We start from the raw sequence: 14394 nt of genomic DNA on the forward strand, positions 1-14394 counted from the left end.
CTTCCAGGCGGTCAGCGGGCGCAGGCGGCGATCTGGTCGGTGATGAGCGGGCGCGGCCGCTCGGCGAAGCGGGAGTGGGTGCCGAAGGTGCGGTGGGCGTACACGAGCGGCGGCAGATCCGTCCGGCCGAGGTCGGTGACCAGGCCGAACAGCAGGAGGTGGTCGCCGGCCTCGACGACGCGGTCGAGGTCGCAGGCGACCCAGCCGGCGGCGTCGCGCAGCCGGGGCAGCCCGCGGTCGGTGAACCACGTCGTCGGGTCCCCGAACCGGTCGGCGCCGCGGGTGGCGAACCGGACGGCGAGGTCGTCCTGGCCCTGGCCGAGCAGGTTCACGCCGAACCGGCCGGCGTCAAGGATTTCGGCCAGCAGTGCCGACCGGCGGTCGAAGGCGACGCTGACCAGCGGCGGGTCGAGCGAGAGCGAGGTGAACGAGCTGACGGTCGCCCCGCGCGGGCCGTCCGCGCCGGTCGTGGTCACCACCGTGACCGGTGCGCAGACCGCGGCCATCACCGCGCGGAACCGGTGTCCGTCCACAGTGGTCATGACGGCTCCGTGAACCGGTGGCGCATCGAGCCGATGCCCTCGATGGTGGTGGCGAGCTCGTCCCCGGCGGCGAGGAACCGCTGCGGGCTGCGGGCCATGCCGACCCCGGACGGCGTGCCGGTGAAGATCACGTCGCCGGGCCGCAGCGGCAGGATCGCCGACAGGCGGGCCACGATCTCGGGGACCGGGAAGATCAGGTCGCTGGTGCGGCCCTTCTGCACGGATTCCCCGTTGACCGCGCAGCCGAGTTCGAGGTTGTCGCGGTCGGCGAACTCGTCCGGCGTGACCAGCCACGGGCCGGTGGGGCCGAAACCGGGCGCGGACTTGCCCAGGCTGAACTGCGGGGCCGGTCCGGCCAGCTGCACCGTCCGGTCGGAGAGGTCCTGGCCGATCGTGAGCCCGGCGACGTGGTCCCACCCGCGTTCGGCGGGCACGTTCCGCGCCTCCCGGCCGATCACGGCGACCAGCTCGACCTCCCAGTCCACAGTGGACCCGGTGAGCGCGATGTCACCGCTCGGGCCGGTGAGGCAGCTGGGGAACTTCGTGAACACGGCCGGGGACTCGGGCAGCCCCAGGCCGGATTCCGCCGCGTGGTCGCGGTAGTTCAGCCCGACGCCGAACACCTGCGCCGGCGTGGGGGAGGGGGCCCGCAGGCCGGTTTCGTCGAACGCTTCGGCGTCGAGGTCCCGGAGGCCGGCCGCCCAGGCCGTGAACTCCGTCCAGCGCGCGTACACGGCGTGGGGGTCGGCGGGGAAGCGCTGCCCGCTGGCGCGCTCGACGTCGACGGCGCCGTCCCCGGTGAGGAGGACGAGCCGGCCGGCGAGGTTGGCGATCCGCATCGCGATGCCTTTCGGTCGAGGAGTCATCTCATACTCTGCGCGCCGTATACGACTGTCAAGAGAAGAATCGATTCTTGCGGCGAGAGTGTGTTATCGTTTCGGCATGGCGAAGAGAGCGGGTGGCGAAAGCCTGGCCGTGTCGGTGTACCACCGGCTGCGGTCGGCGATCCTCAACGGTGAACTGGCCCCGGGCGAGCGCGTGAAGCCCGCGGAGCTGAGCGCGGAGTTCGAGGTCAGCCTCAGTGTCGTGCGGGAGGCCCTGGGCTTGCTCGCGGCCAAGGACCTCGTCCAGGTGGACCGCAACCGCGGGTTCCGCGTCACGCCGCTGTCGATGCGGGCGCTCACCGACCTGACCGAGGCCCGGGCGATCAACGAGGGCTCGGCGCTGCGGCTGTCGGTGCAGCGCGGCGGCGTCACGTGGGAGTCGGAGGTGCTGGCCGCGCACCACCGGCTGGCCGGGCAGCCGATGATCCTGCCGGGATCGCCGATGCGGCGCAACGAGGAGTGGGCCCGCGCGCACCTGGAGTTCCACCACACGCTGATCAAGGCGTGCGGCAACGTCGTGCTGCTCGACATCTGCACCCGCCTGTCCGACGCCGCCGAGCTCTACCGCGCGTGGTCCGGCCCCGGCGGCGAAAAGCACCACCGTGACGTCGAAGGCGAGCACCAGGGCCTGGTGGACGCGGCGCTGGCGCACGACGCCGACCTGGCGGTCGCCCGGTTCGAGGCGCACGTCAACCGGACGAAGGAGATCCTGATGGATTCGAGCTTCAGCGCCGAGCCCGCGTCGTGACCCCGGCGGAGGTGGTCCTGCGTGAGCGGCAGGGCCGCGACCGCGGCTGGTGGGACCGGATGCGGGCCTGCTACGCACCGGACGCGGCCGTGCGGCTCAGCTGTTCCGGGGCACCGGGGAGGAGTTTGTCGCGCGATCGAGGGATTCCGTCCTACCGGTTCCTGGCGCAGGTGCTCGGCCACCGCGGGTACCCGGTCCCGGACGACCTCTACGGCGACGACCGCCCGGACGGCGTCGCCGAACTCTACGACACGCTCTTAACCTGGCTTCCCGGAAAGGCATCATGACCAAGACCGCCCTGACCGGCGTCCGCGTCTTCGACGGCGCGCGCCTGACCGAACCGACCACCGTCGTCCTCGACGGGCCGCTCCTCGGCACCGACGCGACCGGTGCCGAGGTCGTCGACGGTGCCGGGGCCACCCTGCTGCCCGGCCTCTTCGACGCCCACGTCCACCTCCTCACCCCCGGCGACCTGCAGGCCCTCGCCGCGCACGGCATCACCACCGCGCTCGACATGGCGTGCTGGCCACGCGAGCGCGTCGACTCCTTCCGCGGGCGGGTGCCCGACATCCGCAGTGCCGGGCTGCCCGCCATCGGCCCCGGCGGCAACCACGCGAAGATGCCCGGCATGCCGGCGGAGGCGATCCTCACCGCGCCGGGGCAGGCCGCGGACTTCGTCGCGCGCCGCGTCGCCGAGGGTTCCGACTACGTCAAGGTCGTCATCGAAGGTGACCTCCTGGACCAGGCGACCATCGACGCGGTCGTCGCCGAAGGCAAGGCCCACGGCAAGCTCACCGTCGCCCACGCTTCTTCCGTCGACGCCTACCGCCGCGCGGTCCGGGCCGGCGCGGACGTCGTCACCCACGTCCCGCGTGACGGCGTCCTCGACACCGAAACCACGTCCCGGATGGCCGAACAGGGGCAGATCGCCGTCCCGACGCTCACGATGATGGCCGCGCTCACCACGAAACTCGGCGCGGACGGCTACGGCTTCAGCCGCGACTCGGTCGCGGCGCTGCACGCGGCCGGCGTGCCGATCCTCGCCGGCACCGACGCGTTCTCCGCGCCGATGCTGCCGGTCCCGGTCGTGCACGGGGCGAGCCTGCACGAGGAACTCGCGCTGCTGGCCGGCGCCGGACTGTCCGAAGTGGACGCGCTGCGGGCGGCGACCGACCTGCCCGCGCGGTACTTCGGCTTCCCCGACCGCGGTGCCGTGCGCGACGGGTTGCGCGCCGACGTCGTGCTCGTCGACGGCGACCCCACCCGGGACATCACGGCGACCGCGAAGATCCGCGGCGTCTGGGCGGCCGGGGTGGCGGTCGCGTGAGCGGGCTCGTCGACGTCCACGCGCACTTCCTCACCCCGGAGTACACCGAAGCCGCGATCGCCGCCGGGCACGGCTCGCCGGACGGCATGCCCGGCTGGCCCACCTGGGACGCGGCGCGGCACCTCGACCTGATGGACCGCTGGGGTGTCGCGGTGTCCCTGCTCTCGATCTCCTCGCCGGGTGTCCACTTCGGCGACGACGCCGCGGCCCGCAAGCTCGCCCGCCACGTCAACGACACGGGCGCGGAAACCCGGCGGGCGCACCCGGATCGGTTCGGGCACTTCGCGTCGCTGCCGCTGCCCGATGTGGACGGTGCGCTGGCCGAACTCGCCTACGCCGTCGACGAATTGGGCTGCGACGGCGTGACGGTCGAGACCAACGCCGGCGGCCGCTACCTGGGCGACCCGGCTTTCGATCCCTTGTGGACGGAGCTGGCCCGCCGCCGGACGCCGGTGTTCGTCCACCCGACGTCGCCGCCGAACGCCGAGGCGATCGCGCTCGGCCGGCCGCGGCCGATGCTGGAGTTCCTCTTCGACACCGGCCGGACCGTCAGCGACCTGGTCTTCACCGGGGTTTTCCGGCGGTATCCGGACATCCCGTGGATCTTCACCCACGGCGGTGGCGTGCTGCCGCTGCTGGCCGAACGCCTCGAGCTGTTCCGCACCGCGTTCGCGGGCGCGGACAGCGACCCCGCGGTCGGGGACCAGATCGCCGGTCTGTGGTTCGACCTCGCGGGAACGCCGTTCCCGCACCAGGTCCCGGCGTTCGAGCGCGCGTTCGGCACCGGAAAACTGCTCTACGGCAGCGACTTCTGCTGGACCCCGCCGGCCGCGGTCGACGCGCAGCTGGCGAGCATCGACGCGGCGGCGCAGCCGGACGGCACGACCTGGCGGGACCTGACCACCGCCAACTGCGCCCGCCTGTTCCCGCGGCTGGCGTCAGCTGTGGACCTGCTGGACGTCACCCGCGGCCGACGCCGGAGCTGAGTCCGGCAGGGTCGGGCGGAGGGCGAGCACGACCGCGGTGGTGACCGCCAGGTGCATCAGCATCAGGCCGACGACGTTGGCCGCCGTCGCGCCCGCGGTGAACAGGAGCAGGTCCGGGATCCAGGTCACGGCCAGGGCCAGCGGGACGACGACGCGCAGCGCCTTCGGGGCGCGGCGGGCGATCAGGAACCAGCCCACGGTGCCGACGAGGAGCCCGACGACGGTCGCCGGCAGGTAGGACCCGGCGTTGAGGCCCATGCCGATCCCGCCGTCGTCGAGGGAGGACGCGCCGAGCGCGAGGAGGCTGTTGACGCCGGCGGCCGCCACGAGGGCGATCCCCAGGCGGACAACCAGGACCGAGGTCGGGGTGGCGGTGGTCGGCATCGCTCCTCCTTGGGTTGCGTGTTAAACCCAAAGGTAGTTTGAGTTGCGTGTTAAAGTCAAGCGTGCACGAGCCTGGAGAAGCAGTGGAGCCGTTCGACCGGCTCGGCGACGACGAGCGGCGGGCGTGGGTCAACCTGGCGAAGGTGCTGCTCACGCTGCCGGGAGCGCTGGAAAGCCAGCTGCTGCGGGACGCGGACCTGACGTTGCTGGGCTACATGATCCTGGCGCGGCTCTCGGTGGTGCCGGGGGAGAACCTGCGCATGAGCGAGATCGCGGAGATGGCCAACGGCTCGCTGCCGCGGATCTCCCACGCGGTGGCCCGGCTGGAGGACCGCGGCTGGGTGACCCGGAAGGTGTGCACCGGCCAGGGCCGCCGCTTCACCACCGCGACCTTGACCGACGCGGGGCGCGCGCAGCTGGCCGCCGCGTCACCCGCGCACGTGGCGAACGTCCGGCGGCTGGTGATCGAGCCGCTCGGCGCGGACTTCGTGCGGCTCGGGGACGCCGTCGAACGGGTCGTCGACAACCTGGGGCTGCCCACCGAGGTGCTCAAGCGGCCGAAAGGCTGACCGGCCCGGGCGCCGGGGTTCGCCGTCGGCCACCATGGGACCGTGTCCCAGCCCGTTCCCGCGCCCGAAGCCGCCGGCCCCGGCCTGCTGTACCTCGTGAAGCAGCTCGAGCTCGCCGTGCGGGCCCGGCTGGACGAGGTGCTCCGCCCGGTCGCGCTCACGCCTCTGCAGTACACCGCGCTCACCGTGCTGGAGCGGCGGTCCGGGCTCGCCACCGCCGAACTGGCGCGCAACTCCTTCGTCACCGACCAGGCGATGGCCGACATGGTCGTCGCGCTCGAACGGCGGGGCCTCATCGTGCGGGAAGGCGATCCGCGGGACCGCCGGCGGCGGGTCATCGGCCTGACCGGCCCCGGGCAAGAGCTCCTCGACCGGGTCCGCGACGACGTCACCGCGCTGGAAGAACGGATGGTTTCGCAGCTGAACCCGCGCGACGCGGCCCGGTTCCGCGCCTACGTCGTCGCGTGCCACGCGGCGCTCGCCGACCGGCCGTCGCGCTGAAAAAGTACAGGAAACCTGTACATCTCCCGTTCGGCGTGGGACTCTCGGTGCCACATCGAGCCGGGCACGGGTGGCCCGGGGTGAGGGGCACCTCCATGCGCGTCCTGGCGTTGCTCGGCGCGATCCTGCTGGCGGCCGGCCTGGCCCCGGGGACCGCGGCCGCAGCCACGAGCGAACACCACACCGGCCGGCTGCCGGACGGGGCCACCTGGGTGGCCGACGTACCAGCGGCCTGGAACGGCACGACCATCCTCTACAGCCACGGGTTCGGCCCGCTCACCGCGCAGGACGCGCCGGACGACGAGACCCGGGAAGCGTTGCTCGGCAGCGGGTACGCGCTGGTCGGCTCCTCCTACAGCGGCCCGTCGTGGTGGGCGCTCGCCTCCGCCGTCGACGACCAGTTCGGCGCGTTGGCGGCGGTCGAGCGGCTGACCGGCCACCCGCGCCGCACGATCGCGTGGGGCACCTCGATGGGCGGCCTCGTCAGCGCCCTCGAAGCCGAACGCGGCGGGCTCGACGGCGTGCTGAGCACCTGCGGGCTCGTCGCCGGCGGCCTGAACCTGAACAACTACCAGCTGGACGGCGAATACGCGCTGGCCCACCTCCTCGCGCCCGCGCAGGACGTCAAGCTCGTCCGGTTCGCGAGCCCGGCCGAAGCGAGCGCGTCGGCCGCCGCGTTGACGAAGATCGCCACCGACGCGCAGGCCACGCCCGCCGGGCAGGCGCGCATCGCGCTCGCCGCCGCGCTGATGAACGAGCCCGGCTGGTTCACCGGCCCGACGCCGCCGGCGGACTACGCGGGCCAGGAAGTCCAGCAGCAGCAGGAACTTTCCCAGCTCGTGCTCGGGTTCGTCGTTTCGGGCCGCTACCAGATCGAGCTGGCCGCCGGCGGCAACAGCGCGTTCACCGCCGGCGTCGACTACCGCGCCCTGCTCGCCGGCAGCAGCCACGCCCGCCAGGTCCGCGCCCTCTACCGCGCGGCCGGCCTCGACCTGGACGCCGACCTCGCGACGCTCACCCGGGACGCCGACATCCGGCCGGACTCCCGCGCCGTGCGCACCCTCGCGCGGACGTCCGCGGTGACCGGACGGCTGCGCGTGCCGACGCTGGACGTCCACACGGTCGCCGACCAGCTCGTGCCGGTGGAGCAGGAAGACTGGTACGGCGATCGGGTGCGCCGGGCGGGTGCGGGGGCGCTGCTGCGCCAGGCCTACGTCGGCGCGACCGGGCACTGCGCGTTCCGGACCTCGGAGACGATCGCCGCCCTGCACGCGCTCGAGTCGCGGATCGAGACCGGGCGGTGGGGTGACGTCGCCGAGGCGCGGCGGCTCAACGAAGCCGCCGGCGGCACCGGCCGGTACGTGCGGTTCGACCCGCCGTCGCTGACCGGTGCCCGCCGGTAGGGGTCACGACCGGAGGACGAACGCGGCGACGTCGAGGCCGAGCTGCCGCCCGGCTTCGTGGTCGATCCGCGTGTGGACGCCGGCGACGATCCGGCTGAGCCCGGCCTCGTCGGCGGCGTCCTGGAACGTGGTGAACCGGCGCACCACCCCGGGCAGCGCTTCGGACGTGACGGCCAGGGGCCACCGCGGTCCGAACTCCTGGCGCAGCACCACCGAACCCGCCTGCGAGACGACGCTGTGCGCGCCGGGGTAGGCCGGGTCGGCCGGGGTGGCGGCGAGGCTCGACCAGTCGGCGACGGCGTCCGTCGCCGGGTTGCCGTCGTCGCCGGCCAGGCGGATCGCCGTGATCGGGCGCCAGATCCGGTAGTGGTACTTGGCTTCGTAGAACGCGATCACGGCGTCGGCGAAGGCGAGGTTCAGCCGCGCGAACACCCGCGCCGCGACGAGCAGTCCGGCGTGGGAACCGCCGACGACGGACTGCGCGATCTCGTTCCAGTAGTTCCAGATCGGCGCCGCCCAGAACCGCGCCTGCTCGGTCTCGTTCGCGGTGCGGGTGGTGCTGGTGTCCTGTCCGGCCGCGGCCACCTCGTTCAGCGCCTGCGCGTACCGGGCGCCGGTCAGCGCGGGGTAGGCGCCGGGCCGGAACTGCCCGGCGTGGTCGAGCACGAACGGCGTCACGGCGGCCCAGTGGGTGAACGCGGCGGGCGCGAACGCGGGCGGCGCCGGCCGGTACTGCCCCGGCGCGGTGCCCGGCGGGATCGCCGGCGGGACCGCGGCCGAGCCGTCGTTCGCCCGCAACCCCAGCAGCAGCCGGGCGACGAGCCCACCGGCCCGCACCCCGGCGGCGCGACCCGCCGGGTGCACGCGCGTCAGCTGGCCGGCCAGCAGGTTCGCGAACTCGCCCGCGCGAGCGGGGTACAGCGCGGCCAGCACGTCGTGCCCGGCCTGCGCCGCGGCCGCCTCGGGGTCCGCCGAGCGGGGGACGTCGACGGTGAACAGGTACGGCCGCCCGGTCCCGGTCGTCGCGACGACGGCGTCGTGCATCGCCGCGTGCAGCAGGGCGAAGCTCCGGGTCGCGTGCACGGTCGCGGGTTGCAGGCCGGGCGTGCGCACGGTGGCCAGCAGCTCCCGGTTCCAGGCGAGGACGAAGTCCGCGCCACCCCGCCGGACCGGTGGCGCCGCGGCGGCGGGCGAGGGCAGGCCGGTGGTGGCGAGCACGGCGGCGGCCGCGCCGCCGGTGACGAACAGGTGCCGGCGCGACATCGATGTGGTCATTTCTCTCCCCGGTTCGGCGGATGGTCCGCTTCCCGATACGGTCCCTGGTTACGGCGTAACCCCGGCTCGTATCCCTCATCTGGCGGGAAGAATCGGCAGGGGAGAAAGCGGGCGGTGCCGGTGGCACAGCGGTTCCGGCGCAAAAGCGCCGAACAGGACGAAGCGGCACCGAGACCGCGGCTGCACGCCGTCGGCGCGGACGCCTACCCGGACTGGGAGGCGGTCTACCGCGACAACGTCGACCGCCTGTACCGGTTGATGTTCTCGAAGGTCGGCAACCGGCCCGACGCGGAGGACCTCACCACGGAGGTCTTCCTCACGGCGTTGCGGCCGCTGCGCGTCTCGGCGAGCGTCGGCGAAGTCCGGGCCTACCTGCTGGCCACCGCGCGGACCGTGCTGGCCGGGCACTGGCGGCGCACGCTCGGCCGGGAGATCACCACACTCGACGAAGAGCGTGACATCGCCGCGTTCGAGGAAGGCGTCGTCGACCCGCGCACCCCCGCGCGCGCCGAGGCGATCCTCGCGCAGCTGCCCGAACGGTACGGCCGCATCCTGCGGCTGCGGTTCCTGCAGGCGTGCTCGCTCAAGGAAGCGGCGGCCGAGCTGGACATCACCGTCGGCAACGCGAAAGTGTTGCAGCACCGCGCGTTGCGGCAGGCGGCCCAGGTGGCGGAAGGGATGGAGCCGTGACGACTCGAGGTGTCCGGCGGTTCGTCAAGGACCTCCTGCGCCGGCGGCGGCCGCGCCCGTTCACGGCCGGGCCCGGCGACGAGGCCGAACTGCGGACCGCGGTGCTGCTGCGCGCCGCCCGCCCGGGTGCCGGGGCGGCGGGCGAGGAGTTCGTCGCCGATCTGCACCGCCGGCTCGCCCAGGAGCTCGGCGAACCGGCCCCGGCGGGCAACCGCCGCCGGTTCATCCAGGTGTCGTCGGCCGCCGCGGTGGCGGCCGCCGCCGGCGCGGGCGTCGAATACCTGGTGACGTCCGGTGCCGAACCGGCCGCCGCGCCAACGCCCGCCGACGACGTCCTGCGGCCGGAGAACGGCGAGTGGCGGGCGGTAGTGGCGGCGCACGACCTGCCCGAAGGCGGCGTGCTGCCGTTCGACTTCGGTGCGGTGGCGGGATTCGTGCAGCGTTCCGGCGGACAGGTGCGCGCGGTCTCGGCCACGTGCACGCACCTCGGCTGCCGGCTGAACCTGGACGCCCCCGCGCGGCGGCTGAACTGCCCGTGCCACCGGACGTCCTTCGCCGTGGACGGCGCGGTCCTCGTGCACCAGCTGCCCGTGACGCCGCCGCCGTTGCCGCACCTGGTGGTGCGCGAGGCCGGGGGAGTGGTCGAGGTGCTGGTCCCGTCGGCGGGAGCGTAACCCCCGCGCGTATTCCTGGCATGAGGAATTCCGTTGGGGTGAAACACTTCCTGCTCGCCGCGGCGGCGGCGCTGGCGCTCACGGCCTGCGCCGCTCAGCCGGCCGCCGCGCCCGCGCCGCCGTCGATGCCCGGGATGGCGAGCATGACACCGCCGCCGCCACCGGTGGTGACGAACTCGACCGCGAACGCCGTGGCCGTCAAGGAGTTCGCGTTCACGCCGGCCGCGACCACGGTCAAGGTGGGCACGACCGTCACGTGGACCAACCAGGACCAGGACGCGCACACCGTCACCAGTACCGGGTCCGGCGGCCCGCTGCGCTCGCCGACCCTCCAAACCGGACAGTCCTACCAGTACACGTTCAGCACGCCCGGCACGTTCGGCTACCTCTGCACGATCCACCCGTTCATGACCGCCACCGTGACGGTGACGCCGTGAGCGACGAAGACGGCAACCCCGAAGGCATGACCCGGCGCCAGCTGCTGCGCCACACCGCGTGGTTCGGCGCCGCGGTCGTCCTGACGGTGTCCGGCGGCGAAGTGCTCAGCCGGCTCGCCGGACCGGGCGAGGCCGTCGCCGCCGACGACCCGAACGCGCTGCGGTTCGTCCAGATCAGCGACAGCCACCTCGGCTTCACCGGCCCCGCCAACACCGCCGTCGAGTCGTCGTTCTCCCAGGCGCTCACCCAGATCAACGGGCTCGGGTACCGCCCGGACTTCGTCATGCACACCGGCGACCTGACGCACCTGTCGACCCCGGCCCAGTTCGACCAGGTCAAGCAGATGCTGGGCACGCTGGACACCGGGCACGTGTCCACGGTGCCCGGCGAGCACGACTCGATCGACGACGCGGGGCAGAAGTACCGCGCGGCGTTCGGGGCGGGCACCGCGGGCGACGGCTGGTACAGCTTCGACGTCAAGGGCGTCCACTTCATCGCGCTGGTCAACACCCTCAGCCTGGAGAAGCTCGGCCACCTCGGGCCGGACCAGCTCGAGTTCGTCCGCAAGGACGTCGCGAAACTCGGTGCGGACACGCCGATCGTGGTGTTCAGCCACATCCCGCTGTTCGCGATGTACCCGGCGTGGGGCTGGGGCACCGACGACGCCACCCAGGCCCTGTCGTACCTGCGGCGGTTCTCGTCGGTGACCTGCCTCAACGGACACGTGCACCAGTTGTTCACGAAGACCGAAGGCACCATCACCTTCCACAGCGCGACGACGACCGCGTACCCCTTGCCCCAGCCGGGAACGCGCCCCGCGCCCACGCCGGTGACGCTGCCCGCGGGCAAGCTCGCGGACGCGCTCGGCATCCGCGAAGTGACCTACCGGCCGGGCACGCCGGGCCTCGCGGTGAAGGACGTGAAGCTGGCATGAACGTCCTCCTGCGTTTCGCGACGGCGGCGTGCCTCGGGGTCAGCGGCTACGTCCACGCCCAGCTCTACGTCGACGGGTACCGCGTGATCCCGGTGATCGGGCCGGCCTTCCTGCTGCAGGCCGCGGGGGCGCTCGCCGTGGCGATCCTGGTGCTGGCGGGTGGCCCGCCGCTCATCCGGCTGGCGGCGGCCGGCCTGGCGGCGGGAGCGCTGGCGGGGTTCGTGCTGTCGCGGACCACCGGGTTGTTCGGCTTCTCCGAACGCGGGTTCCGGCCCGCGCCGCAAGCACTCGTGAGCGTGCTCGCGGAGGTCGCGGTGCTGGTCCTCGTCGCGGTCGCGGTCCTCCTCGCCCGCCGGTCACCGCAGGTACGAGGCACCGTTGACGTCGAGGACCGCACCGGAACTCCACACGGCCCCGGGTGAGGCCAGGTGGACGATCGCGGCGGCGACGTCCTCGGCGGTGCCGACGCGCCCGAACGGGCTCTGCTCCCGCAGGTCGTCGCCGCCCGGGCCGGCGAGCTTGGTCTCCTGGCGTTCGGTGGCGACGAACCCCGGCGCCACCGACGTCACCGAAATCCCGTGCGGGGCCAAGGCGATCGCCATCGACTGGCCGAACGCCTGCAACGCGGCCTTGCTCGCGCCGTAGGCCGGGTGCTCGGGTTCGCCGCGGAACGCGCCCCGCGAACCGACGTTGACCACGCTGCCCGGGCGACTCTGCTCGATCAGGTGCCGGGCCACCGCCCACGTGACGTTCGCGGCGCCGAGCAGGTTGACCTCGACTGTGCGCCGCCACACGTCGACCCACTGGTCGTAGCCGACTTCGGCGACGGCGTGGCGGGTCCGCTCGGTCGGGGCCTGGGCGGCGTTGTTGACCAGGACGTCGACCCGGCCGAGCGCGGCGACCGCGTCGTCGGCGACCCGCCGTGCCGCCGCCGGGTCGCCCAGGTCGCCGGCCAGGCACACGTGCCCGGACCCGTCGAGTTCACGCAGCGTCGTCTCGGCGTCGTCGCGCCGCGTGCCGTAGTGGACGGCCACGCGGTAGCCGCGGGCGGCGAACGCTTTCGCGGTGGCGCGGCCGATTCCGCGGGACCCGCCCGTCACGAGCACGCCCTTCACCGGCCCTCCTCCTCGATCAGGTCGAGCCGCGGGGTTTCGCCCGGGCCGACCGGGAACTGGGCGAGGAACGTGACGCCGTCCTCCCGCGCGTCGAAGCGGGCGATCCGGGTCGCTTCCGGTTCGTGGAAGACGTCTCCGGGCCGCAGCAGCGTCTCGGGCTCGCCCTCGATCTGGTAGACGGCCGAACCGGTCTCGATGCTGCCGAACACCGGTCCGTTGTGGACGTGCAGGCCGGCGCCGTAGCCGGGCGCGATGGTGATGCGGCGGACTTCGACGAGGTCGACCAGGCGCGGGGCCGGCAGCCGCTGTTCCAGCACGAGCGTCCGCGTGACGGGCTCGGCGGGGACGGGCGCCGGTTCGCCGCCGGCCACCGGGTCGCCGATTTCGGTTTCGCCGCCGTCGCCGGGGATCTCTTCGATGGCGAGGTGGGTCATCGCGGACGTGTCGGTGGCGCCGTGCCAGTGCCACTCCCCGGCGGCGACCCGGACCGTGTCGCCGGGCCGGACCAGCTGGGCCGGGCCGCCGCGCCGCTGCACATATCCGGTGCCGTCGGTGATGACGAGGACCTGGCCGAGCGGGTGCCGGTGCCAGCGGGTGCGGGCCCCGGGCGCGAACTGCACGCGGTCGACGCGGGTGCGCGACGGGCCTTCGGGGACGGCGAGCGACGTGACCCAGGCGCTGCCGCTGATCGCGTCGGCGGGCGCGGGCGTGCTGGTCTGCGGGACGGGCCGGACGTGCACGAAAGACTCCTCAGTGGACGGTGAGCAGGGCGAGGACACCGGAAACGGCCTGGTCGAAGGGAACGGGGGAGTTCGCGGCGCGGGCGAGGACGTACCCGCCCTGCAGGACGGCGACGACGGTGGCGGCCAAGGCGGCGGGGTCCAGCCCGGCGGGCAGCTCGCCCGCCGCCTGGCCTTCGCCGAGGACCTCGGCCAGCCGCGCGCGCAGGCGGGTCAGCGTTGCGTCGACCGGCGCGCGCAGCTCCGGATCGGCGACGATCTCGGGGTCCTGGGTGAGCCGGCCGACGGGGCAGCCCCGGAGCACCTCGCGCTCCCGGCGCAGGTACGCGGTGATGCGCTCGACGGCGGTGCCGGGCCCGCGCAGCTGGGAGTCGGCGGCGGTCAGCAACTCGTCCGCGCTGCGCCGCACGGCGGCCAGCGCGAGCTCCCGCTTGCCGGAGAAGTGGTGGTACATGCTGCCCTGGCCGGCGCCGGCACGCTGCTGGATGGCCTTGGGACTGGTGCCGACGTACCCGCGCTCCCACAGCAGCTCGCGAGCGCTGTCGATGAGCTGGTCCCTGGTGTCCACGTCCGGGACTGTACATACTAGTAGGTACAGAAGCCAGAGCTGTTGTCCTCTTCGGGCGCGGCGTGGCTCAGTGGATGGGCCGCAAGAGGGGACGCGGCCGCGCAAGGATGGCGGTGACCTGGCCGTCTTCCGGCGACGGCGTGAGGCCCGGTCCTGGAGTCATCACCGTTTCGGTGAGCGTGACGTCTTCGCCGCAGCGCAGGCACGTACCCGACTGCGCGACTTCGCCCTCGCAGCCCGCGTGGACGAACACGCGGCGCCGGCCGGAAGGGGCGTAGTGCTCGTCGCCCCACGCCGACAGGGCGCGCACGACCGGCCAGAGCCCGCGGCCCTTCGCGGTCAGCTCGTACTCGCTGCGCTTGCCCGGGCCCGGCACGCGCTCCAGCACGCCTTCGCCGATGAGGAACTCCAGCCGTTCGGTCAGCACCGCGCGGGGGATGCCGAGGTGCTCGACGAAATCGCTGAAGCGGCGGACGCCGAACACCGCGTCGCGGACGATCAGCAGCGTCCAGCGCTCACCGACGATCTCCAGCGCGCGGACCATCGAACAGGCCTGGTTCGTGTACTCGCGGGGCAGCGCCATGCGTCCAGTCTGCCACAGAAGAGTTCGTTCATC

At 73.5% G+C, this 14394-nt stretch carries 20 protein-coding genes; 12 read left to right on the forward strand and 8 right to left on the reverse strand.

Annotation, left to right across the window (positions count from 1 at the left end; translation table 11 throughout):
• Positions 1-11 precede the first annotated feature (11 nt).
• Positions 12-542, reverse strand: a complete 531-nt coding sequence (locus tag BLV96_RS00985; RefSeq protein WP_086674337.1) for a flavin reductase family protein — start codon at positions 540-542, stop codon at positions 12-14.
• Positions 539-1408, reverse strand: coding sequence for a fumarylacetoacetate hydrolase family protein (locus BLV96_RS00990; RefSeq protein ID WP_341866064.1), 870 nt, complete (start codon positions 1406-1408; stop codon positions 539-541). The genes BLV96_RS00985 and BLV96_RS00990 overlap by 4 nt, the downstream gene beginning before the upstream one ends.
• Positions 1409-1484: 76 nt before the next feature.
• Between BLV96_RS00990 and BLV96_RS00995 the strand changes: the two genes are divergently transcribed.
• The 4 genes from BLV96_RS00995 to BLV96_RS01005 are packed head-to-tail and all read left to right on the forward strand — an operon-like array spanning position 1485 to position 4487.
• A complete protein-coding gene (locus tag BLV96_RS00995) occupies positions 1485-2174 on the forward strand; it encodes a GntR family transcriptional regulator (protein ID WP_086674335.1) in 690 nt (229 codons plus the stop codon).
• Entirely contained in the window at positions 2171-2461 is a 291-nt protein-coding gene (locus tag BLV96_RS48995) for a hypothetical protein (protein WP_143050903.1), read from the forward strand. The genes BLV96_RS00995 and BLV96_RS48995 overlap by 4 nt, the downstream gene beginning before the upstream one ends.
• On the forward strand, positions 2458-3501 hold the full coding sequence (locus BLV96_RS01000) for an amidohydrolase family protein (protein ID WP_086674369.1): 1044 nt from the start codon (positions 2458-2460) through the stop codon (positions 3499-3501). Before BLV96_RS48995 ends, BLV96_RS01000 begins: the two co-directional genes overlap by 4 nt.
• Positions 3498-4487 carry an amidohydrolase family protein gene (locus BLV96_RS01005; RefSeq protein WP_086674334.1) on the forward strand — a complete coding sequence of 330 codons (990 nt, stop codon included), beginning with the start codon at positions 3498-3500 and terminating at the stop codon, positions 4485-4487. The genes BLV96_RS01000 and BLV96_RS01005 overlap by 4 nt, the downstream gene beginning before the upstream one ends.
• Here BLV96_RS01005 and BLV96_RS01010 read toward each other — a convergent pair.
• Positions 4440-4871: a DUF6069 family protein gene (locus tag BLV96_RS01010; protein ID WP_086674333.1), complete on the reverse strand. Its 432-nt coding sequence runs from the start codon at positions 4869-4871 to the stop codon at positions 4440-4442. The genes BLV96_RS01005 and BLV96_RS01010 overlap by 48 nt on opposite strands.
• An 83-nt stretch (positions 4872-4954) precedes the next feature.
• Here BLV96_RS01010 and BLV96_RS01015 point away from each other — a divergent pair, with 83 nt between their 5' ends.
• The 3 genes from BLV96_RS01015 (at position 4955) to BLV96_RS01025 (ending at position 7344) form a co-directional block, all read left to right on the forward strand.
• Complete coding sequence (locus BLV96_RS01015) at positions 4955-5440, forward strand: MarR family winged helix-turn-helix transcriptional regulator (protein ID WP_086674332.1); 486 nt, start codon at positions 4955-4957, stop codon at positions 5438-5440.
• A gap of 42 nt (positions 5441-5482) precedes the next feature.
• On the forward strand, positions 5483-5941 hold the full coding sequence (locus BLV96_RS01020; protein WP_244179986.1) for a MarR family winged helix-turn-helix transcriptional regulator: 459 nt from the start codon (positions 5483-5485) through the stop codon (positions 5939-5941).
• A gap of 80 nt (positions 5942-6021) precedes the next feature.
• Positions 6022-7344 (forward strand): alpha/beta hydrolase, encoded by a 1323-nt coding sequence (locus tag BLV96_RS01025; protein WP_244179987.1) that lies wholly within the window; start codon positions 6022-6024, stop codon positions 7342-7344.
• 3 nt (positions 7345-7347) lie between these two features.
• Here BLV96_RS01025 and BLV96_RS01030 read toward each other — a convergent pair whose 3' ends face one another.
• Complete coding sequence (locus tag BLV96_RS01030; protein ID WP_086674330.1) at positions 7348-8619, reverse strand: vanadium-dependent haloperoxidase; 1272 nt, start codon at positions 8617-8619, stop codon at positions 7348-7350.
• Positions 8620-8733: 114 nt separating this feature from the next.
• Here BLV96_RS01030 and BLV96_RS01035 point away from each other — a divergent pair, with 114 nt between their 5' ends.
• Genes BLV96_RS01035 through BLV96_RS01055 form a run of 5 tightly spaced genes read left to right on the forward strand, consistent with a single transcriptional unit; the run spans position 8734 to position 11777 of the window.
• Positions 8734-9309 carry an RNA polymerase sigma factor gene (locus BLV96_RS01035; RefSeq protein WP_086674329.1) on the forward strand — a complete coding sequence of 192 codons (576 nt, stop codon included), beginning with the start codon at positions 8734-8736 and terminating at the stop codon, positions 9307-9309.
• Positions 9306-9983, forward strand: a complete 678-nt coding sequence (locus tag BLV96_RS01040; RefSeq protein WP_086674328.1) for a Rieske (2Fe-2S) protein — start codon at positions 9306-9308, stop codon at positions 9981-9983. The genes BLV96_RS01035 and BLV96_RS01040 overlap by 4 nt, the downstream gene beginning before the upstream one ends.
• A 38-nt stretch (positions 9984-10021) precedes the next feature.
• A complete protein-coding gene (locus BLV96_RS01045; protein WP_244179988.1) occupies positions 10022-10420 on the forward strand; it encodes a plastocyanin/azurin family copper-binding protein in 399 nt (132 codons plus the stop codon).
• Positions 10417-11355, forward strand: coding sequence for a metallophosphoesterase family protein (locus BLV96_RS01050; RefSeq protein WP_244179989.1), 939 nt, complete (start codon positions 10417-10419; stop codon positions 11353-11355). Before BLV96_RS01045 ends, BLV96_RS01050 begins: the two co-directional genes overlap by 4 nt.
• On the forward strand, positions 11352-11777 hold the full coding sequence (locus tag BLV96_RS01055) for a hypothetical protein (protein WP_086674327.1): 426 nt from the start codon (positions 11352-11354) through the stop codon (positions 11775-11777). The genes BLV96_RS01050 and BLV96_RS01055 overlap by 4 nt, the downstream gene beginning before the upstream one ends.
• Here the strand turns inward: BLV96_RS01055 and BLV96_RS01060 are convergent.
• From BLV96_RS01060 to BLV96_RS01075, 4 genes are all read right to left on the reverse strand, one after another.
• A complete protein-coding gene (locus BLV96_RS01060; RefSeq protein WP_086674326.1) occupies positions 11712-12470 on the reverse strand; it encodes an SDR family NAD(P)-dependent oxidoreductase in 759 nt (252 codons plus the stop codon). The genes BLV96_RS01055 and BLV96_RS01060 overlap by 66 nt on opposite strands.
• Positions 12467-13210, reverse strand: coding sequence for a cupin domain-containing protein (locus BLV96_RS01065; RefSeq protein ID WP_086674325.1), 744 nt, complete (start codon positions 13208-13210; stop codon positions 12467-12469). Before BLV96_RS01065 ends, BLV96_RS01060 begins: the two co-directional genes overlap by 4 nt.
• Before the next feature lie 10 nt (positions 13211-13220).
• Complete coding sequence (locus BLV96_RS01070) at positions 13221-13778, reverse strand: TetR/AcrR family transcriptional regulator (RefSeq protein ID WP_086674324.1); 558 nt, start codon at positions 13776-13778, stop codon at positions 13221-13223.
• A 67-nt stretch (positions 13779-13845) separates the two neighbouring features.
• Entirely contained in the window at positions 13846-14361 is a 516-nt protein-coding gene (locus BLV96_RS01075; protein WP_086674323.1) for a winged helix-turn-helix transcriptional regulator, read from the reverse strand.
• Positions 14362-14394 lie beyond the last annotated feature (33 nt).

This window comes from Amycolatopsis pretoriensis (assembly GCF_900107925.1).
Lineage (GTDB): Bacteria > Actinomycetota > Actinomycetes > Mycobacteriales > Pseudonocardiaceae > Amycolatopsis > Amycolatopsis pretoriensis.